Below are 25354 nucleotides of genomic sequence, written 5' to 3' on the forward strand. Positions count from 1 at the left end.
GTGCCGTGGAGAACCCGGGAGGGGAAACCCGATGAGCGACGCGCTCCTGAGCACGCTGGCCGAGGCGCTGGCGGAGCTGGTGACGGTGGTCGAGACCTGCGACGACGAGGTCCTCGATCCGGACACGGCCGTGAAGTGGCTGGAGAGCACCGCGTACACCCTGGGCGGACTCGACGCCGCCGACCGCCGCGCCCTCGACGGCCTCTTCCGCGAGGCCGCGCTGCGGCAGCCGGCGGGGCCCCGGCGGGACGAGCTGCTCAAGGTCTCCGAGGGCTTCGGCCTCACCGAGGACACCCACGCCGCGACCTGCGAGGCCGTCGCCGGGCACGTGCGGCGCTTCGCCGCCCTCGTACGGGAGGCCGACCCCGCGACCCCCGTCCCGACCTGCCCCGGCTGGACCCTCGCGGACCTCACCCGGCACCTCGGCGCCGTGCACCACTGGGCCGAGCACCTCGTACGGACCCGGGCCGCCGTCCGCGTCCACGTGCGGGACGTCCCGCTCGACCTGCCGGCGGACCCCGCCGCGTACGCCGACTGGCTGACCGCCGGTGCCGAGAGCGCGCTCACGGCCCTGAGCACCGCCGACCCGGACCTCCCGCTCTGGTCGCCGGGGGCGGACCCGCACGTCCGGTACCACCCCCGGCGGCTGCTCTCCGAGGCGGTCGTCCACCTCGCCGACGCCGAGCTCGCCCTCGGCGGCGACGCCGGGGCGATCGACCCCCGCACGGCCGCCGACGCCATCGACCACTTCCTCACCGACGCCCCGTACGTCCCCTGGATCGCCGAACCCCTCGCCCACCTCGGCCGCGACGGCGCCGTCCTCCGCCTCACCGCCCGCGACACCGGCGCCGCCTGGACCCTCGTCCTCGGCGGGGGCGGGTTCGTCTGGAGCCGGGGGAGCGGCGCCGAGCCGACCGCCGGTGTCGCGGCCGACGCCGGGGAGCTGCTGCTCCTGCTGCACCGCCGGTACGAGGCCGACGACCCGCGCTTCACGCACACCGGCGACCGGGACCTGCTCGACGACTGGCTCGCCGCCACCGCGCTCTGACACGCCGGAGGGCCCCGGGATCGCTCCCGGGGCCCTCCGTCTCCGTGCGGGTCACGGCGCCGTCGGGCGCCCCACCAGCTCGCGCAGCACGTCCTCCATGGTCACGAGGCCGGCCGGCTTGCCGTCCTCGTCGAGCACGGCCGCCAGGTGCGTCCGGCTGCGGCGCATCGCGGTGAGGACGTCGTCCAGCGGCGTCGCCGCGCGGACCCGGGCGATCGGCCGCAGGGCCGACACCGGGAACGGCAGATCGCGCGGGGTGACGTCCAGGGCGTCCTTGACGTGCAGATAGCCCAGGATGCGGCGCTCGGCGTCGAGGACCGGGAAGCGGGAGAACCCGGTCCGCGCCGACAGCGCCTCCAGCTCCTCCGGAGTGGTGCCGACCCGCGCGTACACCACCTTCTCCGCCGGCATCACGACGTCCCGCACCGGGCGCCGGCCCAGCTCCAGGGCGTCGTGCAGCCGCTCGGCGGCCCGGTCGTCCAGGAGGCCCGCGTCGCCCGCGTCGGTGACCATCCGGGCCAGCTCGTCGTCCGAGAAGGTCGCCGCGACCTCGCCCTTGACCTCCACCCGCAACAGCTTGAGCAGGGTGTTGGCGAAGGCGTTGATCGCGAAGATCACCGGCCGCAGCGTCCGCGCGAGCGTCACCAGGGGCGGCCCGAGGAGCAGCGCGGAGCGCGTCGGCTCGGCGAGCGCGATGTTCTTCGGCACCATCTCGCCGAGCAGCATGTGCAGATACGTCGCCAGGGCCAGCGCGATCGCGAACGAGACCGTGGCGGCCACGCCGTGCGGCACGCCGATCGCGTTGAAGACCGGTTCGAGGAGGTGCTCGATGGCCGGCTCGGCGACGATGCCGAGGACCAGGGTGCAGAGCGTGATGCCGAGCTGCGCCGCCGCGAGCATCGCGGAGACGTGCTCCAGGCCCCAGATGACGCTGCGCGCCCGACGGTTCCCGGACTCGGCCAGGGGCTCGATCTGACTGCGGCGGACCGAGATCAGGGCGAACTCGGCGCCGACGAAGAAGGCGTTGACGACCAGCGTCAGCAGACCGATCAACAGCTGGATCGCGATCATCGGCCGGCCTCCCCGGACTCGTCCTCGGCGGGGTGCGCGGGGGCGTGCAGCAGCACGCGCGCGGCGCGCCGGCCCGAGGCGTCGACGACGTCGAGCCGCCAGCCGGCGAGCTCCACGCTGTCACCGGCGGTGGGGATGCGGCCGAGCTCCGTCGCGAGGACGCCCGCGAGCGTCTCGTACGGGCCGTCCGGCACCCGCAGGCCGATCGCGGCCAGCTGGTCCGTACGGGCGGCGCCGTCGGCGGACCACACCGCGCGCCCGTCCTCGTCCTCGCCCGCCTGCGCCAGGTCCGGCGTCTCGTGCGGGTCGTGCTCGTCGCGGACCTCGCCGACGACCTCCTCGACGATGTCCTCCAGGGTGACGACGCCGGCCGTGCCGCCGTACTCGTCGATGACGACGGCCATCGTCTGCTTGCCGGACAGCCGGTCGAGCAGCCGGTCCACGGTGAGCGTCTCGGGGACGAGCAGCGGCTCGCGGAGCATCTCGCCGATGCGGCGGCGGGGCCGCTCCTCGGCCGGTATCGCGAGCACGTCCTTGATGTGGGCGATGCCGACGACGGCGTCGAGGCTGCCCCGGTAGACGGGGAAGCGGGACAGGCCGGTCGCGCGGGTCGCGTTGGCGACGTCCTCGGCGGTGGCCTGCACGTCGAGGGCGGTGACCTGCACGCGGGGCGTCATCACGTTCTCCGCGTGCAGCTCCGCCAGGTTGAGCGTACGGACGAACAGCTCGGCCGTGTCCGCCTCCAGGGCGCCCTCCTTCGCGGAGTGCCGGGCGAGCGCCACCAGCTCCTGCGGGGAGCGCGCGGAGGCCAGCTCCTCGGTCGGCTCCAGGCCGAGGCGGCGCAGCATCCGGTTCGCGGTGTTGTTGAGGTGGCTGATGAACGGCTTGAAGGCGGCCGTGAACACGCGCTGCGGGGTGCCCACCACCTTCGCCACGGCGAGCGGCGAGGAGATCGCCCAGTTCTTGGGGACCAGCTCGCCGACGACCATCAGGACGACGGTCGACAGGGCGGTGCCCAGGACGAGGGCGACCGAGGAGGCCGTCGAGGGCGAGAGCCCGATGGACTCCAGGGGGCCGCTGATCAGCGCGGCGATCGAGGGCTCGGAGAGCATGCCGACGACCAGGTTGGTCACGGTGATGCCCAGCTGCGCGCCGGAGAGCTGGAAGGTGAGCGAGCGGACGGCCTTGAGGGCGCCCGCCGCACCCCGCTCGCCGCGCTCCACGGCGGCTTCGAGCTCGCCTCGCTCGACCGTGGTCAGGGAGAACTCGGCCGCGACGAACGCACCGCACGCGAGAGCGAGCAGCAGCGCCACCACGAGCAGAAGCACTTCGGTCATCGGTTCACCTCCGTCCCATGATCAGTCAGCGGGAGAGGGATCGCTCGATGTCGATGGTCGGAACCAGTGCTACTGGGGGGCTCGCCCATGGGCGGACGCTCACACCTTTCGGTCGTCGGAAGGAAACACCATGGTAAAGGGTCGGCAAAACGGCGTGGTGATCGCCCGGTGGTCAGCCTCCGAACGGCTTCACCCAGCGGCGCCACTGCTCCTGCCGCTCGTAGCCCGAGGCACCCCACGCGGCGTGCGCCGTCTCGTTCGCCACCAGGACCATCGCGTCCGCACGGCGCCCGCCGAGCGCGACGAAACGATCCTCCGCCGCGCGCAGGAGCGCGGTCGAGATGCCCTGCCGGCGGTGCGAGGGCAGCACGGCGAGCCGGTAGAGCGAGGCCCGCCAGCCGTCCCAGCCCGCGATCACGGACCCCACGATCCGCCCGTCGGGCAGCGTGGCCAGGAGCAGCGCCTCGGGATCGCGTTCCAGGAGCCGGGTCACCCCGTGGACGTCGTCCGAGATGGAGGTGCCCTCGGCGGACTCCCGCCAGAAGGCGAGGACGGCCTCCGCCTCGTCGGTCACGGCGGCGCGAATCTTCACATCGATCATGGCCGAATCCCATCAGGCGGTACGGCGGCCGTGCCAGGGATTATCGCCGGGCCGTGCCCAGGACACAGGGGGAGGACGGCAGCCGGGGGCCCTGCTCCGGAACGTCGAAGGCGCGGTACGAGACGAGGTCGAAACCGGCCTCCTCGATCGCCGCGAGCGGGGTGCGGGAGGTGTGGCAGCCACCGAACAGCAGCGGCCAGACCGTGCGGTCCAGACCCCGCTGCACCCGCGCGAGCCCCGGCGTGTCCGCCGCCCCGTGCTCGAGGAACCGCAGCTCGCCGCCGGGACGCAGCACCCGTCGCAGCTCGGCGAGGACCACCGGCACGTCCCGTACGGTGCACAGCACCAGCGAGGCCACCGCCGCGTCGAAGGCGCCGTCCGGCCCCGGCAGCGCCTCGGCGGTCCCCGGCAGCACGGTCACCGGGACGGCGGCCCGGCGCGCGGCCTCCTCGGCGAGCCCGCGCAGATGGGGCTCCGGCTCGACGGCCACGACCTCGGTGACCCCGGCCGGGTAGTACGCGAAGTTCAGGCCGTTCCCGGCGCCGATCTCGACGACCCGGCCGGAGAGCCCGGCGAGCAGCTCCGTCCGCAGGGCGCCGAGTCCGCCCCGCGCGTCGGCCGAGGCGCTCAACCGGGCGTAGAAGCGGGCGAACAGCGGATGGTGGACGCGAGGAGACGCGCCGGCGCGTGTCATGGGGACCACCTCACCCCGTCACGAAGCAGAACTCGTTGCCCTCCGGGTCCCGCATGACCTGGAAGGAGCCCTGCTCGTCGGTGACGAGCCCGCCGACCGCGACCGCCCCCAGCGGCAGCGCCTCCCCGGCCGCCCGCGCCGGATCCGCCACCTCCAGGTCGAGGTGGAGCCGGTTCTTCGCGGCCTTGCCCTCCGGCACCCGCTGGAAGGCGATCCGTACGAACTCCGGCGGATCCACGTACGACCAGTCGGCGCTCCGGTCGACGGGATCCCCGCCGAGGAGCCCGGCCCAGAAGCGGACGAGCGCCGCCGGGTCGGCGCAGTCGAAGACGATCTCCTGAACGTGTGCGCGCATGCCGTCAGCGTACGGAGAGCGGTGCCGCCTGCGCCTCCGCGAAAGCCCCGGCGTCCCAGGTGCCGCCGAGCTCCGGCGCCAGCCAGCCGCCCGCCGCCGCCCGGAACGCCGCCGGGTCGAGCGCCCCCGAACCCTCCGGTACGGCCCCGAGCAGCGGGGCGCCCGCCGCCTCCGGCAGGTCAGCGAGGTTGCAGCGCGCGGCCAGGTCCGGCGCGTCCGGCCAGCTGCCGACGACCACGCCCAGCTGCTCGATCCCGCGCGCCCGCAGCGCCTCCGCCGTCAGGGCCGTCGAGTTGAGCGTCCCCAGACCGGCCGGGGCCACCACCAGGACCGGCGCGCCGAGCAGCGCGGCGGCGTCGGCGAGCGTGCCGCCCTCCTCGTCGAAGCGGACGAGCAGCCCGCCCGCCCCCTCCACGAGCACCAGGTCGTGCTGCTCGGCCAGCTTCCGGGCGGCCTCGGCGACCTCCCCGGGCCCGACCGGCACGAGCCCGGCCCGGCGGGCGGCCGTCCCCGGGGCCAGCGGCTCCGGGAAACGGCCGAGCTCGGCGGAGGCCGCGGCGCCGGAGAGCCGCACGACCTCGTCGGCGTCGCCCTGGTCGTCGGGGCCGACGCCGGTCTGGGCGGGCTTCAGGACGGCGACGGAGCGTCCTGCGGTGGTGGCGACGGCGGCGACGGCGGCGGTGACGATGGTCTTGCCGATCTCCGTGCCGGTGCCGGTCACGACGATGACGGTCATGGGGTGTCCCTTTCTTGCGGGTGCGAGGTGCCGGTGGTGCGGGCGACGGTCAGCCCGCCGCCGCTGCCGCCCCCACCGCCGTGCAGATACGTGCCAGGTCCTCGTCTCCCGTCACGTACGGCGGCATCGTGTAGATGAGGTCGCGGAACGGGCGGAGCCAGACGCCCTCCCGTACCGCCGCGCGCGTCGCCGCCGTCATGTCGACGTCGTGGTCGAGCTGGACGACGCCGATCGCGCCGAGCACCCGCACCTCGCGGACCCCCGGGAGGGAGGCCGCGGGGGCGAGGCCGTCGCGCAGGCCCTGCTCGATCCGCTTGACCTCGGTCCGCCAGTCCTGGGAGAGGAGCAGGTCGATCGAGGCGAGGGCGACCGCCGAGGCGAGCGGGTTGCCCATGAAGGTCGGCCCGTGCGCGAGGACCGGGACCTCGCCGCGCGAGATCCCGTCGGCGACGCGGCTCGTGCAGAGCGTCGCCGCCATCGAGAGGTAGCCGCCGGTCAGGGCCTTGCCCACGCACATCACATCGGGGGAGACCCCGGCCTGGTCGGCGGCGAACAGCGTGCCCGTCCGCCCGAACCCGGTCGCGATCTCGTCGAACACGAGCAGCACGTCGTGCGCGTCGCAGGCCTCGCGCAGCACCCGCAGATACGCCGGATCGTGGAAGCGCATGCCGCCCGCGCCCTGCACGACCGGCTCGACGATCACGGCGGCGAGCTCGTGCGCGTGCTCGGCGATCGCGGTCCGCAGCAGCTCGGCGTACGACTCCTCGTAGGCGGCCGGCGGGGCGTCCGTGAACACCTGCCGCTGGAGCACCCCCGACCACAGCTCGTGCATGCCGCCCTGCGGGTCGCAGACGGACATCGGCTGCCAGGTGTCCCCGTGGTAGCCGCCGCGCCAGGTGAGGAGCCGCTGCTTCTCGGGGCGCCCGAGGGAACGCCAGTACTGGAGGCACATCTTGGCCGCGACCTCGACGGAGACCGAGCCCGAGTCGCTGAGGAAGACGTGCCGCAGCGGCTCCGGGGTGATCTCCACGAGCCGGGCGGCGAGCCGGACGGCCGGCTCGTGGGTGAGCCCGCCGAACATGACGTGGCTCATCTTCTCCAGCTGGCCGCGCACCGCCTCGTTGAGCACCGGGTGGTTGTAGCCGTGGACCGCCGACCACCACGAGGACATGCCGTCGATCAGCTCGCCTTGGCCCTCGGCGGGTTCGGCGAGCCGGAGCCGCACCCCGGACGCGGACGCGACGACCAGCGGCTCCGCACGGCCCGGCATGGGGCCGTACGGATGCCAGACGTGCGCCCGGTCCAGGGCGAGGAGTTCGTCGTTACGCATTCGGCGCGAGGTCCGTGCCGGCGCCCCGGCGGCGCACGGCCACCAGATCGGTGCGGGCCTCGTCGGCGGTGCGCGCCGGAGCCGCGGAGGGCGCCGCGTGACCGCCGCAGGGACCGCAGCCGCCGCCGTCCTCGGCGTGCGAGCCGCAGCCCGCGCCTTCCGCTTCCGCGGAGGAGCCGCACCCGGCGGAGGCCTTCGAGCCGCAGCCGCCCGTCGCGCCCGCCGCCGCGAGCGCGTCCGCGCGGTGCTTCGGCAGCGTGGTCGTCCCGGCGCCCTCCACCTCGAAGCCCGCGTCCGCGATCATGTCCAGGTCGGCCTGACCGGCCTGGCCCTCGCTGGTCAGGTAGTCGCCGAGGAAGATCGAGTTCGCGATGTGCAGCGCCAGCGGCTGCATCGTGCGCAGGTGCACCTCGCGGCCGCCCGCGATCCGCACCTCGACGTCGGGGCAGACGAACCGGACCATCGCGAGGATCCGCAGGCAGCGCTGCGGGGTGAGGTTCCACTCCTTGGCGAGCGGGGTGCCCTCGAAGGGGATCAGGAAGTTGACCGGCACCGAGTCGGAGTCGAGCTCGCGCAGCGCGTACACGACGTCGACCAGGTCCTCGTCGGTCTCGCCCATGCCCGCGATCAGACCCGAGCAGGCCGACAGACCGGCGGCGTGCGCCTTCTGCACGGTGTCCACCCGGTCCGCGTACGTGTGGGTCTTGGTGATCCCCCCGTACGTCGCCTCGGACGTGTTCAGGTTGTGGTTGTACGCGTCGGCGCCGGCCTCCCGCAGCCGCTCCGCCTGGCCGTCCGAGAGCAGACCGAGGCAGGCGCACACCTCGACGCCCTCGTTCTGCTCCTTGATCGCCTCGATCGTCTTCCCGACGCGCTCCACGTCCCGGTCCGTCGGACCGCGGCCGCTGGCCACCAGGCAGACCCGCTTGGCGCCGCCCGCGACACCCGCCGCCGCGGCCTGCGAGGCCTCGTCCGGCTTCAGCCAGGTGTACTTGAGGATCTCGGCCTTCGAGCCGAGCCGCTGCGAGCAGTACGAGCAGTCCTCGGGGCAGAGGCCGGACTTCAGGTTGACCAGGTAGTTGAGCTTCACCCGCCGCCCGAACCACTGACGGCGCACCTTGCCGGCGGCCGCCACCACATCGAGCAGTTCGTCGTCGGAGGTCGCCAGCACGGCGAGCGCTTCTTCACGGGTCGGCAGCTCGCGCCGCAGCCCCTTCTCCACCAGCGTGTTCAGCAGGTCCATAACCGCAGATCCTTGCCTACCGCCCGCCTCCGGGCCAAGGAGGATCCGAACAAACGGCTCCGAGAGAGGTGTGTGGATGACCACACCCCGGTCCCGGCGTCCTGCGGTTAGGGTCTGTGCGCTGCCTACAAAAGGATCGCCGCATGCCACGGGACGAGGACGCACGCGCCGAGGACGCGCGGGCCGAGGGCCCGCGCCGTACCGCCTTCGGCTGGACCGACGCCGAGGCGCGCCGCCGGGCCGAGGCCGGGCTCGTCCGGACGCTGCGGCCGCGGGCGGCCGAGTCGGACGTCCTGGACCTGGCGAGCAACGACTACCTCGGCCTCACCCGCCGCACCGAGGTCACCGAGGCGGCGGCCGAGGCGGCCCGGCGCTGGGGGGCCGGCTCCACCGGCTCGCGGCTCGTCACCGGCACCACCCGGCTGCACACCCGCCTGGAGCGCGAACTCGCCGATTTCTGCGGCTTCGAGGCGGCCCTCGTCTTCTCCTCCGGATACACCGCGAACCTCGCCGCGCTCACCGCGCTCGGCGGCCGGGACTCCCTGATCGTCTCCGACGCCTCCAACCACGCCTCGATCGTGGACGGTTGCCGCCTCGCGCGCGCCGAGGCCGTCGTCGTCCCGCACGCCGACCACGAGGCCGTCGCCAAGACCCTGGACGCGCACCCGGGACGGCGGGCCCTGGTCGTCAGCGACTCCGTCTTCTCCGTCGACGGCGACGAGGCCCCGCTCCCGGAGCTCGCCGACGCCTGCCGCGCGCACGGCGCCGGGCTCGTCGTCGACGACGCCCACGGCTTCGGCGTCCTCGGCGACGGCGGCCGGGGCGCCCTGCACGGGGCCGGGCTCGCGGGCGACGAGGACGTCGTCGCCACCCTCACGCTCTCCAAGTCCCTCGGCAGCCAGGGCGGTGCCGTCCTCGGCCCGGCCCGGGTGATCGAGCACCTGGTGAACGCGGCCCGCACCTTCATCTTCGACACCGGTCTCGCCCCGGCCGCCGCGGGCGGCGCGCTCGCGAGCCTGCGCCTGATCGCCGCCGAGCCGGGCCTCGCCGAGCGGGCCCGTACGGTCGCCACCACCCTGCACCGGCTGCTCACCGGGGCCGGCCTCACCGCGGCCCGGCCCGACGCGGCCGTCGTCTCGGTGCACGCGCCCTCCCCGGAGGCGGCGCTGCGCTGGGCGGCGGACTGCCGCGAACAGGGCCTGGCCGTGGGCTGCTTCCGGCCCCCGTCCGTCCCCGACGGCATCTCGCGGCTGCGGCTCACCGCCCGGGCCGATCTGACGGACGCGGAGATCGCGCGCGCCGTGGAAACGATCCTGCGGACCGCGCCGAAGGCATGACGGGCCGTCCGGAGGCCCAAGGGCGGTCACGGACGGCAGAGTTCACCGCTTCGGGCGACAGATGGGGACATATCTTGGTGGAACGCCTGCCGGGGCGGCACGATCGGTGGGACTCTGGCGCGAAGCGCGATCCGGGGTCGAAGCCCCGGCGGGAAAGGGACAGCGTCGCCATGGCAGACCACCAAGAAGCATCCGTCACGCTGCCGAGCGATCCCGCGTCGGTCCCCACGGCCCGGCGGTACGTCGCGGAGGTCCTCGACGGCTGGGGTCTCGACGAGGCCGGGGAGCTGACGGACGCGATCCGTCTGATGGTCTCCGAACTCGCCACCAACGCCGTCCTGCACACCTTCGGGCAGTCGCCCACGTTCACGGTCGACATCCGTCTCGAGCGCGAGGAGCGCCTCCACATCGGCGTCACCGACAGCCACCCGCGCTGGCCCCGTCGGCTCCCGGCGGCGGTCCAGCAGGACAACGGCCGGGGCATGGTGATCATCCGCTCCCTGGCGGCGGAGGCGGGCGGCCGCCTCTCGGTCACGCCGACCGAGGAGGGCGGCAAGACGGTCTGGATCACCCTCCCGTGGACGGCCGCCCCGGTCCCGATCCGTTAGGGCCCGCCTCAGCCGCTGTGCTGTGCGTACGAGGGCCAGGCGCCCTCGGCGAACTGGCGGGCCCAGTAGTACGGGTTCAGTTCGGCCAGGGTGCGGGTGTGCCAGCGGGTGGGGTCCTCGGGGTCCGGGACGCCCACCTCGACGTCGGGGCCCCACAGGGCGAGCCGTTCCTGGCAGATGCCGCACGGCGGCAGGACGACGAAGCGGCCGTCCTCCGGGGTGCGGAAGACGCAGACGGAGGCGGTGACCCGCCGGTCGAGGGTGTAGGCCTGGCAGTAGGCGCCGGTCTCCTGGCAGAGGGTCACGCCGGCGTTCATGTTGTCCAGCGCCACGCTGGTGAGGACGCGGCCGTCGTCCAGGTAGACCGCGGCGGCCCCGCCGGGCTCGTCCGGTGTCCAGCGCCTCTGGAGCTGGGCGACGGCGGCGTCGACAAGTGCTTGATCGAGTTTCATCGCGGCATCCTAGGAAGAAGGCCGTCGCGACGGTAGGGCCCGGTCGGGGGGTGCGGCGGCGCCACCGCACCCCCGACCGGTCAGTGCCCGGTGGGCGTCAGCGGACGCGTCCGTAGTAGACCTTCGACGTCCAGATCTTGTCGAGCTTCACCCAGGATCCCGTCTTGGGCGAGTGCCAGATCTTGCCGCTCCCGGCGTAGATGCCCACGTGGTAGACGTTCCCGCCGGAATGGAAGAAGACCAGGTCCCCCTTCTGTCTGCTGGACGCGGAGACGTGCCGGGTCTTGTTGTACTGCTGCTGCGCGGTGCGGGGCAGCGACTTGCCCGCCTTCTTGTACGCGTAGAGCGTCAGACCGGAGCAGTCGAACCTGGTGGGTCCGGCGCTCCCGTACCGGTACGGGGCTCCCTTCTTGGACGCGGCGACGCTCAGTGCCTTGTTCGCGTAGGTCGTCGCTGCCTGGGCCTCGGGTGCCGCACCTGGTGCGAGCAACGTGCCGCCGACGGCGGCGAGGGTGAGAGCCGAGACGGCTCCGGCCCGGGACAGCAGGGACGGGACGTGCATCTGCGCAGTCATGCGCAACCCTTCGTCAGCCGCCTGCGAAGGATGACCTGTCGGGTTCGGGCTGGCGAAGATGCCCGGCCGCGGCTGCGGCTTCACCCCAAGGGACGGCCCCGCTGCGGAAACAGCGCGTACGTCCCGTACTGCCTGGGTCCTCCACTCCTGCCGATCCACTCCTGTCGACCAGACGTCCGGGACAGCGGCAGGACTCGGCGTCCGCCCGGACCGCCCCGCCTCGGATGGCGGGGGCTTGTCGTCGACAGGGATCTTGACTCACACCCAGGGCGAAATCCGAGTTGAAACGGCGATATGTGAGGCTCCTCACGACTGATCCAATCGGGTGGACAGGGTGCTTTCGTGATCACTTGAGGCGGGGTCGACGAGCCCCGCACCAGGGGTGGAACGTCCCATTCCGCCAGATGCGTACACCTGTTGCGCAACTCACCCGGCACATATGTCGACTCGTCGACTACGCCGAACGAGGGAGCGATTCTGCGATCCGTGTCGGCCGACCGGACCTCGACACGACATGCCGGAATGTCAACTCGCGCGTGCGCGGGGGACGGTGACGCGGTCGGCGCGGCGCTCGCCGTCCAACACCCGCAGGGCGCGCGCCAGGGTGTCCGCGTGCACCTCGCTCTCGCCCCGCATATGCATGAGCGTCAGGGCCTCGCGCAGCGCCTCCGCGCGTCCCACCAGGGCCTGTGCCGCGCGCAGCGCCCCATAGGTATGCGTACCCCTGGATGGGTTGATCTTCCCCAGCAGGTCGACGACTTCGAGGTACGCGTCGATCAGCTCGCCCTCGGCCCGTGTCAGCGCGGGCAGCGGAGGCAGCTCGGGCACCACGGCCGGCTCACCGCGCCGCGCCGGCGTCGCGCCGGCTCGTGATCACGTGGTCCACGAGCCCGTACGCGACGGCCGCCGGTGCGTCCAGGACGGTGAGGCGGTCGATGTCGGCGTCGATCCGCTCCCGCCCCTGTCCGGTGTACTCGGTGAGCATCCCGGCGACCAGGGCGCGCAGCCGGAGCAGTTCGCGCGCGTGGATGTCGAGGTCGCTCGGCTGTCCCCGGAGGGGTTCGTCCATGGCGGGCTGACGGAGGGTGATCCGGGCGCCGGGCAGGACGAGCCGCTTGCCGGGGGTGCCGGCGGCGAGCAGGACGGCGGCGGTGGACCCGGCCTGGCCGAGGCAGGTGGTCTCCACGTCGCAGGAGAGCGTCCGCATCGTGTCGTGGATCGCGGTCATGGCGCTGATCGAGCCGCCGGGGGAGTTGATGTAGAGCGCGATGTCCTGGCCGGGGGCGGCGTGGTCGAGGTGCAGGAACTGGGCGATGACGTCGTTGGCCGAGGTCTCGTCGACGGGTGTGCCGAGGAAGACGATCCGGGATTCGAGGAGCTTCGCGTACGGGTCGAGGGTCCGGGTTCCGAAGCTGGTCCGCTCCGTGAACTCGGGCAGAACGTATCGGGCGTCCATGGCTGAGCACCTCCAGCAGCTGTCTGTAAAAAATGTACAGGACGTACAGGCCGTAAGATGAGGAGCATGACCTACGAGATCCCGGTGACGCAAGCGCGGGCTGAGCTCGCCGACCTCATCAACCGCGTCGTGTACGGCGGTGAGCGCGTCGTCGTCACCCGCCACGGGAAGCCGCTCGTCGCCCTGGTCTCCGCCGCTGACCTGGAACGACTGGAGGAGGCGGAGAAGCCCGCCGACGAGCAGGTGGTCAGCTCCCTCTCCGGGCTCCACCCGGTCGACTCCGCTCCCGGCGAACAGCGCCGCTTCGGCATCGCCGCCCACCACCAGGAGCCCGGCGCCTCCTGACGGGCGCACGCGAGCGAAAAGCCGCGCACCTCCGTCCGCTACAGCGGGGGTGCGCGGCCGTCTCGGGTACGGGCCTCAGCCCACCGGCACCGGAGCCGGCGCGGGGATCGCTTCCGCGGGGCGCCGCCGCGCCCCCAGCACGGTCGCGGTCAGGCCCGCCGCCGCCCAGAGGGAGAGGACGAGGAGCGGGCCGCCCGCCGCCGCGCCGTCGAAGGCGGAGACCGACCGGAGGGCCGAGCCCCCGGCGCCCGGCGGCAGCCACTGGCCGAGCGCGCCGATCCCCGTGGGCAGCAGCTCCGGCGCGCTCGACATCCCCGAGAACGCGTTGCCGAGCAGGATCGTCAGGGCGGCGCCGAGCCCGAAGCCGGGCTTGCCGAAGAGCGTGGCGAGCCCCGAGAAGGCCGAGCCGATCGCCAGGACGGTCAGGCCGAGGACCCCGGCCTCGGCCCACCAGTCGCCGGTCAGGGCGCCGAGCCAGCTGTCCGCGAGCGCCGCGCCCACGAGCCCCGCGAGCGCCGACGCGCCCACCAGGGCCGCGACCGCCCGGGCCCCGCGCAGACCGAGCAGGACGGTGGCGACCCCCGTGGCCGCCCCGACGAGGGCCAGGGGCAGCAGGCTCGCGCCGAGCACCGCGCCGCGCGGGTCGCCGGAGGGTGCGGCGACGACGTCCGTGACCGTGACGGGTGCCCCCGCCGGGGCCCCCGCGGTCACCGCCTCGCGCAGCAGCCCGGCCACGACGGGGCTCCCGGCGGAGGCGGTGAGGAGTTCCGTACCGCGCGGGGTGACGACCACGGCCCCGTAGACGTCGCGGTCCTCGATCGCGGCCCGGGCGGCGCCGGCGTCCGCGTAACGGTGGATCTCGAAGGCCCCCTCGTGCCGTCCGAGCCGTCGCTCGACCGCGTCGGCCGCGGCGGCGGGCCCGGCCACGCCGATCGGGAGGTCGCGGGGCGCGATGCGCGCGGCGGGCCAGGCGAAGACCGTGAGGACGAGGGCGGCGACGACCGGTATCAGGAGGAGCACCGCGAGGGTTCTGCGCCCCGCGGCGGCCGGGGGAGTGGCCGAGGGGGCGGTGGCGGCGGGCATGACGGCCTCGATTCAAAGAGAAGGATCGTTCGTTTTACTTGGGGGCCTCAGCGTGCGCCGCCGCTCGGAAGTTGTCAAGAATGAACATTCGTTTTAGGTTCTGGTCATGGCACGTGTCTCCCAGGAACACCTCGACGCCCGCCGCCGCCAGATCCTCGACGGCGCCGCGCGCTGCTTCGCCCGCAACGGCTTCCACGCCACGTCCATGCAGGACGTGCTCGCCGAGGTGGGGCTGTCCGCGGGTGCGGTCTACCGCTACTTCCGCGGCAAGGAGGAGCTGATCGCGGCCATCGCGACCGAGGCCTTCGCCTCGATCCGGGGCGCCTTCGAGGAGGCCTCCCGCGCCACGCCGCCGCCCACCCCCGACGTCCTCCTCGGCGCGGTGCTCCGGCTCTTCCTGGAGGAGCGGATCGAGGGCGCCGACCGGCAGGCCTTCGCGCGCCTGATCATCCAGGTCTGGACGGAGACGCTCCGCAACGAGCGGCTGGCGGAGACCCTGGAGGAGGGCTACCGGGGCATGCTGGCCGTCTGGACGAAGCTGGTCGCCGCCTATCGCGAGAACGGCCTCCTGCGCGCCGACGTCCCTTCCGACCATGTGGCACGCACCCTCATCGCCACCGCCCAGGGCTTCATCGCCCAGCAGGCCCTCTTCGGCGACGTGTCCGTCGAGGTCCTGGAGGACGGTCTGCGCGGCCTGATGTCGATGCCCGCGCCCGGGGAACCCCGGTCGATCCGATGATCATGGGAACGCAAAGCCGGAGTTAACGAGCCGGAAAAACTTCCGCCCTAACGTGCAATGTCTGGCCGTGTACCGCATCTCCGCAGTTCAACAGAGTGTTGACGGTCGGTAGGGTCCGCAGCTGTCCGGGTCCCGTCCCGGTCGACGACTGTGAGGTGGAAGAGTGCAACTGAGCCCGCACGAGCAGGAGCGCCTGCTCATCCATGTGGCGGCCGACGTGGCCGAGAAGCGCCGGGCCCGCGGTGTGCGGCTCAACCACCCCGAGGCCGTCGCGCTCATCACCTCCCACATCCTGGAAGGCGCCCGGGACGGCCGTACCGTCGCCGAGCTGATGGCCTCCGGACGCAAGGTGCTCACCCGCGAGGAGGTCATGGACGGCATCCCGGAGATGATCCACGACGTCCAGGTCGAGGCCACCTTCCCGGACGGCACCAAGCTCGTCACCGTCCACGACCCCATCGTCTGACGGGCGGCCGCCGATGATCCCCGGAGAGATCCTGTACGCGGACGGGCCCGTCGCCCTCAACGAGGGGCGCCCCGTCACCCGCCTGACCGTCCTCAACGCCGCCGACCGGCCCGTCCAGGTCGGCTCCCACTACCACTTCGCCGAGGTCAACCCCGGCCTGGACTTCGACCGCGCCGCCGCCCGCGGCAAGCGGCTGCACATCGCCGCCGGGACCGCCGTCCGCTTCGAGCCCGGCATCCCCGTCGAGGTCGAGCTCGTCCCGATCGCGGGCCGCCGGATCGTGCCCGGCCTGCGCGGCGAGACCGCCGGACCCCTCGACAGCACAGAGACGAAGGACGGCGACCGTGCCTGACCTCCACCGCGCCGTCTACGCCGACCTCTTCGGCCCCACCACCGGCGACCGCATCCGCCTCGCCGACACCGACCTCCTCGTGGAGATCGAGGAGGACCGCTGCGGCGGCCCCGGCCGCGCCGGCGAGGAAGCCGTCTTCGGCGGAGGCAAGGTCGTCCGCGAGTCCATGGGCCAGGCCCGCACCACCCGTGCCGAGGGCGCCCCGGACACCGTCATCACCGGCGCCGTCGTCATCGACCACTGGGGCGTCGTCAAGGCGGACATCGGCATCCGGGACGGCCGGATCACCGCCCTCGGCAAGGCCGGCAACCCCGACACCATGGACGGGGTCCACCCCGACCTCGTCATCGGCCCCGAGACCGAGATCATCGTCGGCAACGGCCGCATCGTCACCGCCGGCGCCGTCGACACCCACGTCCACTTCATCTCGCCGACCGTCGTCGAGCAGGCCCTCGCCACCGGTGTGACCACCCTCGTCGGCGGCGGCACCGGACCGGCCGAGGGCACCAAGGCGACCACGATCACGCCCGGCCCCTGGCACATGGCCCGGATGTTCGAGGCCCTGGACACCTTCCCCGTCAACATCGGCCTGCTCGGCAAGGGCAACACGACGTCCCGGGAGGCGATGCACTCCCAGCTGCGCGGCGGAGCCCTCGGCTTCAAGATCCACGAGGACTGGGGCGCCACCCCCGCCGTCATCGACGCCTGCCTGAGCGTCTGCGAGGAGACCGGCGCCCAGCTCGCCATCCACACCGACACCCTGAACGAGGCGGGCTTCGTCGACGACACCCTCGCCGCCATCGCGGGCCGCACGATCCACGCGTACCACACGGAAGGCGCCGGAGGCGGGCACGCCCCCGACATCATCACCGTCGTCTCCGAGCCGTACGTCCTGCCCAGCTCCACCAACCCGACCCGGCCGCACACCGTCAACACCATCGAGGAACACCTCGACATGCTGATGGTCTGCCACCACCTCAACCCGGCCGTCCCCGAGGACCTCGCCTTCGCGGAGTCCCGCATCCGGCCCTCCACCATCGCCGCCGAGGACGTCCTCCACGACCTGGGCGCCATCTCGATCATCTCCTCCGACTCCCAGGCCATGGGCCGGATCGGCGAGGTGATCATGCGGACCTGGCAGACCGCCCACGTCATGAAGAAGCGGCGCGGCGCCCTGCCCGGCGACGGGGCCGCCGACAACCACCGGGCCCGCCGCTACGTCGCCAAGTACACGATCAACCCGGCCGTCGCCCAGGGCATGGACCACCTCATCGGCTCGGTCGAGCCCGGCAAGCTCGCCGACCTGGTCCTCTGGGAGCCCGCCTTCTTCGGCGTGAAGCCGCTCGTCGTCGTCAAGGGCGGCCAGATCGCGTACGCGCAGATGGGCGACGCCAACGCCTCCATCCCCACGCCCCAGCCGGTCCTGCCCCGCCCGATGTTCGGCGCGCTCGGCCGTGCCGCCGCGGCCGGCTCGGTCAACTTCGTCGCCCAGGCGGCGATCGAGGACGACCTGCCCCGGAAGCTCGGCCTGCACAAGGAGTTCGCCGCCATCGGCTCCACCCGGCGGGTCACCAAGGCCGACATGCGCGAGAACGACGCCCTGCCCCGGGTCGAGGTCGACGCCGACACCTTCTCGGTGACCATCGACGGCGAGACGGTCGAACCGGCCCCCGCCGCCGAACTTCCCATGGCCCAGCGCTACTTCCTCTTCTGATGTCGCGCTCCGCTCTCCTCGTGCTCGCCGACGGGCGCTTCCCCGCCGGCGGGCACGCCCACTCGGGCGGCGCCGAGGCCGCCGTCAAGGCCGGCCGCATCAAGGACGCCGCCGACCTGGAGGCCTTCTGCCGGGGCCGCCTGCACACCACGGGCCTGACCTCGGCGGCGCTCGCCGCCGGGGCCGCGCACGGACTCGACCCGTACGAGCTCGACGCGGCGGCCGACGCCCGTACCCCCTCGGCGGCCCTGCGCGCCGCGGCCCGCAGGCTCGGCCGCCAGCTGATGCGGGCCGCCCGCGCCACCTGGCCGAGCCCCGAACTCGACGCGCTCGCCGCCGCGTTCCCGCGCGGCGCCCACCAGCCCGTCGTCCTCGGCACCGCCGCGCGCGCCGCCGGACTCGGTCCCGAGGACGCGGCGCACTGCGTCGCGTACGAGACGGTCGGCGGCCCGGCGACCGCGGCCGTCCGCCTCCTCAGCCTCGACCCCTACCGGGCCACCGCCGTCCTCGCCCGCCTCGCGCCCGAGATGGACCAGGTCGCCGAACGCGCCGCCGCGGCCGCCCGGCAGGGCGTCGACGCCCTGCCCGCCGCCTCCGCGCCGCTGCTCGACCTCACCGCCGAACAGCACGCGGCCTGGCCCGTCCGCCTCTTCGCGTCGTAGCACGCAGAACCCCAGGAGCCCCCCCATGCACCTCGACCACGCCCACACCCACCACGGCGCCGTCTCCGCCGACGCCCACCGGCCCGACGGCACCCGCCGCGCCCTGCGCATCGGGCTCGGCGGACCCGTCGGCTCCGGGAAGACCGCCACCGTCGCCGCCCTCTGCCGGGAGCTGCGCGACACCCTCTCCCTCGCCGTCGTCACCAACGACATCTACACCCGCGAGGACGCCGAGTTCCTCCTCCGCAACGCCGTCCTGCCGCCCGAGCGCATCCAGGCCGTGGAGACCGGTGCCTGCCCGCACACCGCCATCCGCGACGACATCTCCGCCAACCTCGAAGCCGTCGAGGAACTCGAGGACACCGTGGGGCCGCTCGACCTGATCCTCGTCGAGTCCGGCGGCGACAACCTCACCGCCACCTTCTCCAAGGGCCTCGTCGACGCCCAGATCTTCGTCATCGACGTGGCCGGCGGCGACGACATCCCCCGCAAGGGCGGGCCCGGCGTCACCACCGCCGACCTCCTCGTCGTCAACAAGACCGACCTCGCCCCGTACGTCGGCTCCGACCTGGACCGGATGGCCCGCGACGCGAAGGAGCAGCGCGGCGAACTGCCCGTCGCCTTCACCTCCCTGCGCGGCGAGAACGGCGTCGCACCCGTCGCCGACTGGGTCCGGGCACAGCTCGCGGCGTGGACCGCGTGAGCCTGCGCGCCACCGCCCGGATCGCGGCCGACGCCGACGGGGGACTGCCGCTCCTGGTGAGCGACGGCCCCCTCGCCCTGCGCCGCACCCGGGCCGCCGGACCGTACACCCGGGTCACCGTCGTCGGGGCGATGAGCGCCCCGCTCGGCGGGGACCGGCTCGCGATCGAGACCGAGGTACGGGACGGGGCCCGGCTCCTGGTCGACTCGGCCGCCGCCACCCTGGCCCTGCCCGGCCGGAGCGCCGAACCCGCCGCGTACGACGTGAGGATCTCCGTCGGCGAGGAAGGGGTGCTCCACTGGCTGCCCGAGCAGCTCGTCTCCGCGGCCGGCTCGCACCTGCGGATGCGCACCACCGTCGACCTCGCGCCCACGGCACGGCTCGTCCTCCGCGAGGAGCAGGTCCTCGGCCGGCACGGTGAGGGGCCCGGCACCCTCACCACCCGCCTCACCGTCCGCCGCGCCGGCCGCCCCCTGTTCGACCAGGAACTGGCCTTCGGGCCCGGCGCGCCCGGGGGCTGGGACGGCGGCGCGGTCCTCGGTGGCCACCGGGCGACCGGCCAACTCCTCGTCGTCGACCCGGCGTTCGAGAAGGAGCCGGTGGAGGCGCGGCTGTACGGAGAGAACGCGGTGGTCAGTCCGCTCGCGGGGCCCGCCGCGCTCGTCACCGCCGTCGCGCCGGACGCGCTCGCGCTGCGCCGGCTCCTCGACGAAGCCCTGTCCGTGTTCGCCCCGTTCTGACCGTCTCCGATCGTTCACCGCTCAGCGGTACACCTGTCACCGGTTATTGGTTAGGTAAAGAAACACGTGTACGACCTTTCGTCCGGAGCCCCGGAAACGAAAGGATCCCCCGGACACACAGACTCCTTCTGGGGGAGGACCATTGAGACGCACAGCAGTGCTCGGCTCGGCCGGCACTCTGATAGCGGGCACGCTCATGGCGACCGCGCTCGCGGCGCCGACGGCCGGTGCCGTCACCGGTCAGGACCGTGACGACGAGGCGCGCGGCGCGACCGTCGCCGCCGCCGAGGCCGCGAAGGCCGGCATCGACTGGCAGGACTGCCCGGCCGACTGGGGCTTCGCCAAGCCCATCCAGTGCGGCTGGGTCACCGTCCCGGTCGACTACGCCAAGCCCCACGGCAAGAAGATCAAGCTCGCGGTGGACCGCGCCGTGTCCACCGGCACCCCGGCCGAGCGCCAGGGCGCGCTGCTCTACAACCCGGGCGGCCCCGGCGGTTCCGGCCTGCGCTTCCCGCGCCGGGTCACCACCAAGAGCCCGCTCTGGGTGAACACCGCGAAGGCGTACGACTTCGTGGGCTTCGACCCGCGCGGTGTCGGCCACTCGGCGCCCATCTCCTGCGTCGACCCGACCGACTTCGTCAAGGGCCCGAAGCTCGACCCGGTCCCGGACAGCGAGGCGGACAAGCTCGCCCAGCGCAAGCTGGCCGCCGAGTACGCCAAGGGCTGCGCCGAGAAGAGCGGCGACATGCTGCCCTACATGACGACGCGCAACACCGCCCGTGACCTCGACGTCATCCGGGCCGCGCTCGGCGAGAAGAAGCTCAACTTCATCGGCGTCTCCTACGGCACCTACCTGGGCGCCGTCTACGGCACGCTGTACCCGAACCACGTGCGCCGCATGATCGTCGACAGCGTGGTCAACCCGGCGAAGAGCAACATCTGGTACCAGGCCAACCTGGAGCAGGACATCGCCTTCGAGGGTCGCCTCAAGGACTGGATGAACTGGGTCGCCCAGAACGACGCCACCTACCACCTCGGCGACACCCTGGAGAAGGTCCAGCAGCAGTGGGTGACCCTGCGTGCCGCCGCGAAGAAGGAGCCCCTCGGCGGCAAGGTCGGTCCGGCCGAGCTCATCGGCTTCTTCCAGAGCGCGCCGTACTACGACTCCTCGTGGGTCCCGGTCGCCGAGGCCTGGAGCGCCTACGCCGCGGGTGACCCGCAGCCGCTGATCGACGGTGCCGCCGCGGACCTCACGGACACCGCCGGCAACATCGCGTCGGAGAACGGCAACGCGGTCTACACCGCCGTCGAGTGCGCCGACTCGGCGTGGCCGACGAACTGGAACCGGTGGGACCGGGACAACTCGGCCCTCCACGAGCAGTACCCGTTCATGACCTGGGCGAACGCCTGGATGAACCTGCCGTGCGCCACCTGGTCCGCGCCGCAGCAGAAGCCGACCCAGGTCAAGACCGGCAAGGGCCTCCCGCCGGTGCTCATCGTCCAGTCCGAGCGTGACGCGGCGACGCCGTACGCCGGCGCGGTCGAGCTGCACAAGCGCTTCAAGGGCTCGCGTCTCATCACCGAGAAGAACGCGGGTTCGCACGGCGTCACCGGTCTGGTGAACCCGTGCATCAACCCGCGGGTCGAGACGTACCTGCTCACCGGTGAGGTGGACAGCCAGGACGTGACGTGCGAGCCGCACGCCACGCCCAAGCCGTAACACCCGCACGGCGTAGAAAGAGGGGCGGTCGCCACAGGGCGGCCGCCCCTCCGCGCGTGTGCCTCAACGCGAGGCGAGCCAGGCGTCCTCGGCCGCGTAGTCGAACCAGTCCTGCCCGTACTTGGCGAGGTTGGGGAAGGCCTCCAGCCACCCCCGGCCCGCGAGCCGCCCCGCCAGCCACTCCACCGTCGCCGGCAGCGACTCCGCGTACCCCACCACCGGCCGGTAGCCCAACTCGCGCTCCGCCGCCGTCATGTCGTACACGATCGGCGCGTCCAGACCCCAGGGCGTCTCGCCCACGACGCCCACCGGCGGCGGCCCGTCCACGAGCACCAGCTCGCTCTCCACGCCCACGACCGCGTCCACCGCCGCGGAGATCTCCGCGACCGTCGGCACCTCCCCGTCGGCGGCGTTCAGCACCCGCGTGCCCGGCTTCGCCGCCGCGAGCCGGATCAGCTCGGCCAGATTCTCCACGCCCGCCGGGTGGAACCGCGACAGGCCGTTGTACGCGAGCACCCGCACCGGCCTCCGGTCGAGCGCCCGCTTCACGAAGAACAGCTCGCGCGGCGACCGGCAGTGCGGCCCGTGGATCGCGCCCGCCCGCAGCAGCGTCGTCGGCAGCAGCTCCCCGGCCGCCGTCAGCGCCTGCTCCAGGGCGATCTTCCGGGTGCCGTACGTGCCGTCGCCCGGGGCCACCGTCGCCAGCGACTCCGGGATCGGCACCGGATAGCGCGGGAAGCCGTCCGGCCGGTCCTGGGTGTCGAAGCTGCGGCCCCGCTCGTCCTCGTACACCGCCCCGCTGGAGATCACCACCGCCGAGCCGATCCGGTCCGCGAGCCCGGTCAACTGGGCGGCGTGCCCGGCGTCGTACGCCACCATGTCCACCAGGACGTCGGTCCCCTCGCCGAGCGCCGACGCCAGCGCGCCCTCCTCGTTCCGGTCGAGCCCCACCGACCGGACCTCCTCAGGCCACCCCTCGTCCCCGCCACCGCCCCGCGAGGCGGCCGTCACCTCCCAGCCGTCCGCCACGAGCGCCCGCACGGCCGCCCGCCCCACCTGTCCCGTCGCACCCAGCACGAACGCGTTTCCCTTGGTCATGCAAGGGACGCTAGGGGTGCGCCGGGCGGCGGCCCAGGGGATTGCGCCGTGCGCGGATCCGCTCTCGGCGCACTCTCCCGCGCCCGGACCGGGCATACGTGATCATGACCGGCATGGACGCCCGATTCCTTGCCATCAGCGAGCTGACCGAGACCCCGTCCGTGGCGGTCGTCGTCGACGTCATGCGCGCCTACACCGTGGCCGCCTGGGTCTTCGCCCAGGGGGCCGAGAAGATCGTGCTCGCCGAGTCGCTCGACGACGCCCTGGCGCTCAAGGCCCGCCATCCGGACTGGGTGGCCCTCAAGGACGGTCCGCCCGCACCCGGGTTCGACCTGGTCAACTCGCCGGGCGTGCTGCGCTCCGCCGACCTCGCCGGACGGACCGTCGTGCAGAAGACCACGGCGGGGACGGTCGGCGCCCTCGCGGTCAAGGACGCGTCGCTGGTGCTGTGCGCCGGCTTCGTGGTGGCGGAGGCGACGGCCCGGCTCCTGCGGACACACGGGAGCGACACCGTCACCTTCGTGGTCACCGGCGAGGACGGGCGCGCCGACGAGGACCTGGCGTGCGCTCAGTACATCGCCCGGAGGGCCACCGGGACCGGGACGGACGCCGCCGACTTCCTCCGCCGCGCCGCAGGATCGCGCGCCGCCGCCGAACTGACGCGGGGGATGCGCGAGGGAGCCCATCCCGACGACGTCGCGCTCTGCCTGGAGGTCGACCGGTTCCCCTTCGCCATGGTGGCGAGCCCGGAGGACTCGCTCATGGTGCTGCGTCCGCACGTGCTGCCTTGACCACCGCCGCGTACTCGTCCACGTACTCCTGGCCCGACAGACGCAGGATCTCGTACATGATCTCGTCCGTCACCGCGCGGACCACGGCCTTCTCGCCCGCCGACCCCGCGAAGCGGGAGAAGTCCAGCGGCTCCCCGAAGCGGATGGTGACCCGGCGGATCCTCGGGACGACCTTTCCCGGCGGCTGGATCTCGAAGGTCCCCACCATCGCGCAGGGCACCACCGGCACCCCGGCCGTCAGGGCCATCACCGCCACCCCCACCTTGCCCTTGTACAGCCGTCCGTCGTGCGAACGCGTCCCCTCGGGGTAGATCCCGAGGAGCTCGCCGCGGCCGAGGACGCCGAGACCCTCGCGGATCGCCGCCTGGCCGGCCTCCTTCCCCGACCGGTCCACCGGGATCTGCCCGGCGGCGCGGAAGAAGGCGGCCGTGAGCCGGCCCTTGAGACCCGGGCCCGTGAAGTACTCCTGCTTCGCGAGGAAGGTGATCCGCCGGTCCAGGACCACGGGCATCAGGAAGTGGTCGGAGAAGGAGAGGTGATTGCCCGCGACGATCGCGGCTCCCTCCTCCGGGATGTGTTCGAGTCCTTCGATCCGCGGCCGGAACAGCAGCTTGAGGAGCGGCCCGATCAGGACGTACTTCATCAGCCGGTAGAACACCGAGACCCCCGTTCGTCGTCCGTCACGCCCCGTTGTATCCCCGCGCGGGCCCGTGGTCCACTGGTGGGGGAGCGTCACATGACAGGCGAGCGCAGGGCCACGACACCCTCCGGGCGCCCCGGTCGCGTCCTCACCGCGCTGCTGTGCGCGCTGACGGCGGCCGGGCTGTACGGCTGCTCCGGCTCGGGTCCCTCGGAGCCGAGCCCCACGCCGACGCCCACGCCGACGACCGCGCCCGCCACCCCGCCCACCGGCGTCTCGCCCTTCACCGGGCTTCCCGCGAAGCCCGCCCCCGTCCTCGCCGTCAAGCTCGACAACGTGCCTGCGGCCCGCCCCCACACCGGGCTCGGCAAGGCCGACCTCGTCTACGTCGAACAGGTCGAGGGCGGAGTCACCCGGCTCATGGCCGTCTACTCCTCCCACCTCCCCGACCTCACCGGCCCCGTCCGCAGCGCCCGCGAGTCCGACATCGCCCTCCTCGGCGACTTCGGCCACCCGGTCCTCGCCTACTCCGGCGCCCAGTCCGCCCTGACCCCGCTCCTCCGGGCCGCACCGCTCCACCTCGTCACCGAGGGCACCACACCCCAGGCCTTCCTGCGCTCACCGGACCGGCCCGCCCCGCACAACCTCTACCTGCGCCCCGGCCGCGCCCTCGCCGCCGCCCCGGGGGCCGACGAGCCCCACGACATCGGCTTCCGCTTCGGGCCCGACCCGGCCGGCGGCACCCCCGTCACGACCTCGACCGTCCGCTACCCGGCCGCCCGCTACTCCTTCACCTGGTCCGCCGCCGACCGGGCCTGGCGGGTGGCCATGGACGGCCGCGAGGCCCGCGCCACCGACACGGGCCCGCTCACCCCGGAGACGGTCGTCGTCCAGCGCGTGACGATCCGCCCCTCCCGGTTCCACGACCGCTTCGGCTCGGTCTCCCCGTACAGCGAGACCGTCGGCAGCGGCACCGCGCTCGTCCTGCGCGACGGCCGCGCCCACGAGGCCCGGTGGTCCCGCCCCTCGGCCTCCTCCGGCACCACCTTCACCACCCCGGACGGAGCGCCCCTGCCCTTCGCGCCGGGCCAGGTCTGGATCGTCCTGGCCCCGCGCGGCTAGGACCTCAGGACGCCTCGGGGTCCGGCGGGCGGGGCCGAGGAGCGGGAGGTACGGTGCTGTCCGCCGCCGCCATCCCGATCGTCACCACGACCAGCACCACCAGGCCGAACCAGAGCCAGCCGCTGCTGCCGAGCGCCACCGTGTAGGCCGTCGTCAGCAGCAGCGCCGCGCAGGTCAGCACCGTCATCGTCTTCGTGGGACCGGACATCAGCCCGCCTCCTCCCGACCGGGGCCGCGGAAGCCGTCCGTCCCATCGTGGCCCCGCGAGAGGGGCGCGCGCTACTCCCCGGACGCTCCGGCGTGCGCCGGAACGCGAACCGGGCCCGGCGCCGTGAGC

General features: G+C 73.5%; 30 protein-coding genes and 1 riboswitch. Of the genes, 14 read left to right on the forward strand and 16 right to left on the reverse strand.

Features of this window, described 5'->3' with window-relative positions:
- Positions 1-31 precede the first annotated feature (31 nt).
- Positions 32-1048 (forward strand): maleylpyruvate isomerase N-terminal domain-containing protein, encoded by a 1017-nt coding sequence (locus tag ACFYUS_RS12880; protein ID WP_388849528.1) that lies wholly within the window; start codon positions 32-34, stop codon positions 1046-1048.
- Positions 1049-1099: 51 nt separating this feature from the next.
- On the opposite strand, the gene ACFYUS_RS12885 is transcribed toward ACFYUS_RS12880, so the two are convergent.
- The 8 genes from ACFYUS_RS12885 to bioB all read right to left on the reverse strand — a co-directional run bounded on the left by ACFYUS_RS12885 (position 1100) and on the right by bioB (position 8415).
- Positions 1100-2119, reverse strand: coding sequence for a hemolysin family protein (locus tag ACFYUS_RS12885; protein WP_388849530.1), 1020 nt, complete (start codon positions 2117-2119; stop codon positions 1100-1102).
- The gene (locus tag ACFYUS_RS12890) at positions 2116-3456 is read right to left on the reverse strand and encodes a hemolysin family protein (RefSeq protein WP_388849533.1); all 1341 of its coding nucleotides are present in this window, start codon (positions 3454-3456) and stop codon (positions 2116-2118) included. The genes ACFYUS_RS12885 and ACFYUS_RS12890 overlap by 4 nt, the downstream gene beginning before the upstream one ends.
- Positions 3457-3628: 172 nt before the next feature.
- Entirely contained in the window at positions 3629-4057 is a 429-nt protein-coding gene (locus tag ACFYUS_RS12895; RefSeq protein ID WP_388849536.1) for a GNAT family N-acetyltransferase, read from the reverse strand.
- A gap of 40 nt (positions 4058-4097) precedes the next feature.
- A complete protein-coding gene (locus ACFYUS_RS12900; RefSeq protein WP_388849539.1) occupies positions 4098-4751 on the reverse strand; it encodes a class I SAM-dependent methyltransferase in 654 nt (217 codons plus the stop codon).
- A 10-nt stretch (positions 4752-4761) separates the two neighbouring features.
- On the reverse strand, positions 4762-5106 hold the full coding sequence (locus ACFYUS_RS12905) for a VOC family protein (RefSeq protein WP_388849542.1): 345 nt from the start codon (positions 5104-5106) through the stop codon (positions 4762-4764).
- Between the two features lie 4 nt (positions 5107-5110).
- Positions 5111-5842, reverse strand: a complete 732-nt coding sequence (gene bioD, locus ACFYUS_RS12910) for a dethiobiotin synthase (protein WP_388849545.1) — start codon at positions 5840-5842, stop codon at positions 5111-5113.
- A 49-nt stretch (positions 5843-5891) separates the two neighbouring features.
- Positions 5892-7172, reverse strand: coding sequence for an adenosylmethionine--8-amino-7-oxononanoate transaminase (locus tag ACFYUS_RS12915; protein ID WP_388849548.1), 1281 nt, complete (start codon positions 7170-7172; stop codon positions 5892-5894).
- On the reverse strand, positions 7165-8415 hold the full coding sequence (gene bioB, locus ACFYUS_RS12920; RefSeq protein WP_388849551.1) for a biotin synthase BioB: 1251 nt from the start codon (positions 8413-8415) through the stop codon (positions 7165-7167). Before bioB ends, ACFYUS_RS12915 begins: the two co-directional genes overlap by 8 nt.
- A 143-nt stretch (positions 8416-8558) precedes the next feature.
- On the opposite strand from bioB, the gene ACFYUS_RS12925 reads away from it, so the two are divergent.
- A complete protein-coding gene (locus tag ACFYUS_RS12925; RefSeq protein WP_388849554.1) occupies positions 8559-9752 on the forward strand; it encodes an 8-amino-7-oxononanoate synthase in 1194 nt (397 codons plus the stop codon).
- Between the two features lie 170 nt (positions 9753-9922).
- Entirely contained in the window at positions 9923-10360 is a 438-nt protein-coding gene (locus tag ACFYUS_RS12930) for an ATP-binding protein (protein ID WP_388849557.1), read from the forward strand.
- Between the two features lie 8 nt (positions 10361-10368).
- Here the strand turns inward: ACFYUS_RS12930 and ACFYUS_RS12935 are convergent, their stop codons facing one another.
- From ACFYUS_RS12935 to ACFYUS_RS12950, 4 genes are all read right to left on the reverse strand, one after another.
- Entirely contained in the window at positions 10369-10812 is a 444-nt protein-coding gene (locus ACFYUS_RS12935) for a cytidine deaminase (protein ID WP_388849561.1), read from the reverse strand.
- A gap of 97 nt (positions 10813-10909) precedes the next feature.
- Entirely contained in the window at positions 10910-11386 is a 477-nt protein-coding gene (locus ACFYUS_RS12940; protein ID WP_388849564.1) for a C40 family peptidase, read from the reverse strand.
- Positions 11387-11389: 3 nt separating this feature from the next.
- A riboswitch (cyclic di-AMP (ydaO/yuaA leader) is annotated at positions 11390-11511 on the reverse strand.
- Positions 11512-11911: 400 nt separating this feature from the next.
- Complete coding sequence (locus ACFYUS_RS12945; protein WP_041128054.1) at positions 11912-12217, reverse strand: hypothetical protein; 306 nt, start codon at positions 12215-12217, stop codon at positions 11912-11914.
- Between the two features lie 7 nt (positions 12218-12224).
- The gene (locus ACFYUS_RS12950) at positions 12225-12842 is read right to left on the reverse strand and encodes an ATP-dependent Clp protease proteolytic subunit (protein WP_388849568.1); all 618 of its coding nucleotides are present in this window, start codon (positions 12840-12842) and stop codon (positions 12225-12227) included.
- Between the two features lie 66 nt (positions 12843-12908).
- Between ACFYUS_RS12950 and ACFYUS_RS12955 the strand changes: the two genes are divergently transcribed.
- A complete protein-coding gene (locus ACFYUS_RS12955; RefSeq protein ID WP_388849571.1) occupies positions 12909-13187 on the forward strand; it encodes a type II toxin-antitoxin system Phd/YefM family antitoxin in 279 nt (92 codons plus the stop codon).
- Between the two features lie 75 nt (positions 13188-13262).
- Here ACFYUS_RS12955 and ACFYUS_RS12960 read toward each other — a convergent pair whose 3' ends face one another.
- Positions 13263-14270, reverse strand: coding sequence for an ABC transporter permease (locus tag ACFYUS_RS12960; RefSeq protein ID WP_388849574.1), 1008 nt, complete (start codon positions 14268-14270; stop codon positions 13263-13265).
- A 106-nt stretch (positions 14271-14376) separates the two neighbouring features.
- Between ACFYUS_RS12960 and ACFYUS_RS12965 the strand changes: the two genes are divergently transcribed.
- From ACFYUS_RS12965 to ACFYUS_RS13000, 8 genes are all read left to right on the forward strand, one after another.
- On the forward strand, positions 14377-15009 hold the full coding sequence (locus ACFYUS_RS12965; RefSeq protein WP_388849577.1) for a TetR/AcrR family transcriptional regulator: 633 nt from the start codon (positions 14377-14379) through the stop codon (positions 15007-15009).
- A 163-nt stretch (positions 15010-15172) separates the two neighbouring features.
- Complete coding sequence (locus ACFYUS_RS12970; RefSeq protein ID WP_388849580.1) at positions 15173-15475, forward strand: urease subunit gamma; 303 nt, start codon at positions 15173-15175, stop codon at positions 15473-15475.
- Between the two features lie 13 nt (positions 15476-15488).
- Positions 15489-15827 (forward strand): urease subunit beta, encoded by a 339-nt coding sequence (locus ACFYUS_RS12975; protein ID WP_388849583.1) that lies wholly within the window; start codon positions 15489-15491, stop codon positions 15825-15827.
- Complete coding sequence (locus ACFYUS_RS12980) at positions 15820-17541, forward strand: urease subunit alpha (protein ID WP_388849586.1); 1722 nt, start codon at positions 15820-15822, stop codon at positions 17539-17541. The genes ACFYUS_RS12975 and ACFYUS_RS12980 overlap by 8 nt, the downstream gene beginning before the upstream one ends.
- Positions 17541-18203: an urease accessory protein UreF gene (locus ACFYUS_RS12985; protein ID WP_388849589.1), complete on the forward strand. Its 663-nt coding sequence runs from the start codon at positions 17541-17543 to the stop codon at positions 18201-18203. Before ACFYUS_RS12980 ends, ACFYUS_RS12985 begins: the two co-directional genes overlap by 1 nt.
- 25 nt (positions 18204-18228) lie before the next feature.
- Positions 18229-18906: an urease accessory protein UreG gene (gene ureG, locus ACFYUS_RS12990; protein WP_388849592.1), complete on the forward strand. Its 678-nt coding sequence runs from the start codon at positions 18229-18231 to the stop codon at positions 18904-18906.
- Complete coding sequence (locus ACFYUS_RS12995; RefSeq protein ID WP_388850582.1) at positions 18903-19646, forward strand: urease accessory protein UreD; 744 nt, start codon at positions 18903-18905, stop codon at positions 19644-19646. The genes ureG and ACFYUS_RS12995 overlap by 4 nt, the downstream gene beginning before the upstream one ends.
- A 142-nt stretch (positions 19647-19788) precedes the next feature.
- Positions 19789-21366 carry an alpha/beta hydrolase gene (locus tag ACFYUS_RS13000; protein WP_388849596.1) on the forward strand — a complete coding sequence of 526 codons (1578 nt, stop codon included), beginning with the start codon at positions 19789-19791 and terminating at the stop codon, positions 21364-21366.
- Between the two features lie 63 nt (positions 21367-21429).
- Here ACFYUS_RS13000 and ACFYUS_RS13005 read toward each other — a convergent pair whose 3' ends face one another.
- Positions 21430-22464 carry an NAD-dependent epimerase/dehydratase family protein gene (locus ACFYUS_RS13005; protein ID WP_388849599.1) on the reverse strand — a complete coding sequence of 345 codons (1035 nt, stop codon included), beginning with the start codon at positions 22462-22464 and terminating at the stop codon, positions 21430-21432.
- 113 nt (positions 22465-22577) lie between these two features.
- Between ACFYUS_RS13005 and ACFYUS_RS13010 the strand changes: the two genes are divergently transcribed.
- The gene (locus ACFYUS_RS13010; protein ID WP_388849602.1) at positions 22578-23255 is read left to right on the forward strand and encodes a 2-phosphosulfolactate phosphatase; all 678 of its coding nucleotides are present in this window, start codon (positions 22578-22580) and stop codon (positions 23253-23255) included.
- Here the strand turns inward: ACFYUS_RS13010 and ACFYUS_RS13015 are convergent.
- A complete protein-coding gene (locus tag ACFYUS_RS13015; protein ID WP_388849605.1) occupies positions 23224-23913 on the reverse strand; it encodes a lysophospholipid acyltransferase family protein in 690 nt (229 codons plus the stop codon). The two genes, ACFYUS_RS13010 and ACFYUS_RS13015, sit on opposite strands and share 32 nt — an antisense overlap.
- A 78-nt stretch (positions 23914-23991) precedes the next feature.
- Here ACFYUS_RS13015 and ACFYUS_RS13020 point away from each other — a divergent pair, with 78 nt between their 5' ends.
- The gene (locus ACFYUS_RS13020) at positions 23992-25017 is read left to right on the forward strand and encodes a DUF3048 domain-containing protein (protein ID WP_388849608.1); all 1026 of its coding nucleotides are present in this window, start codon (positions 23992-23994) and stop codon (positions 25015-25017) included.
- 4 nt (positions 25018-25021) lie between these two features.
- On the opposite strand, the gene ACFYUS_RS13025 is transcribed toward ACFYUS_RS13020, so the two are convergent.
- Positions 25022-25225: a hypothetical protein gene (locus tag ACFYUS_RS13025; protein ID WP_388850615.1), complete on the reverse strand. Its 204-nt coding sequence runs from the start codon at positions 25223-25225 to the stop codon at positions 25022-25024.
- Between the last annotated feature and the right edge of the window lie 129 nt (positions 25226-25354).

The organism is Streptomyces sp. NPDC004284, from assembly GCF_042874035.1.
Taxonomy (GTDB): Bacteria; Actinomycetota; Actinomycetes; order Streptomycetales; family Streptomycetaceae; genus Streptomyces.

What these genes read in the sequence shown, in the direction of transcription:
- ACFYUS_RS12955 (WP_388849571.1), top strand. Translation starts at nt 12,909, where the DNA reads ATGACCTACGAGATCCCGGTGACGCAAGCGCGGGCTGAGCTCGCCGAC.
- ACFYUS_RS12960 (WP_388849574.1), bottom strand. Translation starts at nt 14,270, where the DNA reads ATGCCCGCCGCCACCGCCCCCTCGGCCACTCCCCCGGCCGCCGCGGGG.
- ACFYUS_RS12985 (WP_388849589.1), top strand. Translation starts at nt 17,541, where the DNA reads ATGTCGCGCTCCGCTCTCCTCGTGCTCGCCGACGGGCGCTTCCCCGCC.
- bioB (WP_388849551.1), bottom strand. Translation starts at nt 8,415, where the DNA reads ATGGACCTGCTGAACACGCTGGTGGAGAAGGGGCTGCGGCGCGAGCTG.
- ACFYUS_RS13020 (WP_388849608.1), top strand. Translation starts at nt 23,992, where the DNA reads ATGACAGGCGAGCGCAGGGCCACGACACCCTCCGGGCGCCCCGGTCGC.
- bioD (WP_388849545.1), bottom strand. Translation starts at nt 5,842, where the DNA reads ATGACCGTCATCGTCGTGACCGGCACCGGCACGGAGATCGGCAAGACC.
- ACFYUS_RS12925 (WP_388849554.1), top strand. Translation starts at nt 8,559, where the DNA reads ATGCCACGGGACGAGGACGCACGCGCCGAGGACGCGCGGGCCGAGGGC.
- ACFYUS_RS12940 (WP_388849564.1), bottom strand. Translation starts at nt 11,386, where the DNA reads ATGACTGCGCAGATGCACGTCCCGTCCCTGCTGTCCCGGGCCGGAGCC.
- ACFYUS_RS12930 (WP_388849557.1), top strand. Translation starts at nt 9,923, where the DNA reads ATGGCAGACCACCAAGAAGCATCCGTCACGCTGCCGAGCGATCCCGCG.
- ACFYUS_RS12965 (WP_388849577.1), top strand. Translation starts at nt 14,377, where the DNA reads ATGGCACGTGTCTCCCAGGAACACCTCGACGCCCGCCGCCGCCAGATC.
- ACFYUS_RS12950 (WP_388849568.1), bottom strand. Translation starts at nt 12,842, where the DNA reads ATGGACGCCCGATACGTTCTGCCCGAGTTCACGGAGCGGACCAGCTTC.
- ACFYUS_RS12935 (WP_388849561.1), bottom strand. Translation starts at nt 10,812, where the DNA reads ATGAAACTCGATCAAGCACTTGTCGACGCCGCCGTCGCCCAGCTCCAG.
- ACFYUS_RS12905 (WP_388849542.1), bottom strand. Translation starts at nt 5,106, where the DNA reads ATGCGCGCACACGTTCAGGAGATCGTCTTCGACTGCGCCGACCCGGCG.
- ACFYUS_RS12885 (WP_388849530.1), bottom strand. Translation starts at nt 2,119, where the DNA reads ATGATCGCGATCCAGCTGTTGATCGGTCTGCTGACGCTGGTCGTCAAC.
- ACFYUS_RS12975 (WP_388849583.1), top strand. Translation starts at nt 15,489, where the DNA reads ATGATCCCCGGAGAGATCCTGTACGCGGACGGGCCCGTCGCCCTCAAC.
- ACFYUS_RS12890 (WP_388849533.1), bottom strand. Translation starts at nt 3,456, where the DNA reads ATGACCGAAGTGCTTCTGCTCGTGGTGGCGCTGCTGCTCGCTCTCGCG.
- ACFYUS_RS13010 (WP_388849602.1), top strand. Translation starts at nt 22,578, where the DNA reads ATGGACGCCCGATTCCTTGCCATCAGCGAGCTGACCGAGACCCCGTCC.
- ACFYUS_RS12900 (WP_388849539.1), bottom strand. Translation starts at nt 4,751, where the DNA reads ATGACACGCGCCGGCGCGTCTCCTCGCGTCCACCATCCGCTGTTCGCC.
- ACFYUS_RS12915 (WP_388849548.1), bottom strand. Translation starts at nt 7,172, where the DNA reads ATGCGTAACGACGAACTCCTCGCCCTGGACCGGGCGCACGTCTGGCAT.
- ACFYUS_RS13025 (WP_388850615.1), bottom strand. Translation starts at nt 25,225, where the DNA reads ATGTCCGGTCCCACGAAGACGATGACGGTGCTGACCTGCGCGGCGCTG.
- ACFYUS_RS12880 (WP_388849528.1), top strand. Translation starts at nt 32, where the DNA reads ATGAGCGACGCGCTCCTGAGCACGCTGGCCGAGGCGCTGGCGGAGCTG.
- ureG (WP_388849592.1), top strand. Translation starts at nt 18,229, where the DNA reads ATGCACCTCGACCACGCCCACACCCACCACGGCGCCGTCTCCGCCGAC.
- ACFYUS_RS13005 (WP_388849599.1), bottom strand. Translation starts at nt 22,464, where the DNA reads ATGACCAAGGGAAACGCGTTCGTGCTGGGTGCGACGGGACAGGTGGGG.
- ACFYUS_RS12895 (WP_388849536.1), bottom strand. Translation starts at nt 4,057, where the DNA reads ATGATCGATGTGAAGATTCGCGCCGCCGTGACCGACGAGGCGGAGGCC.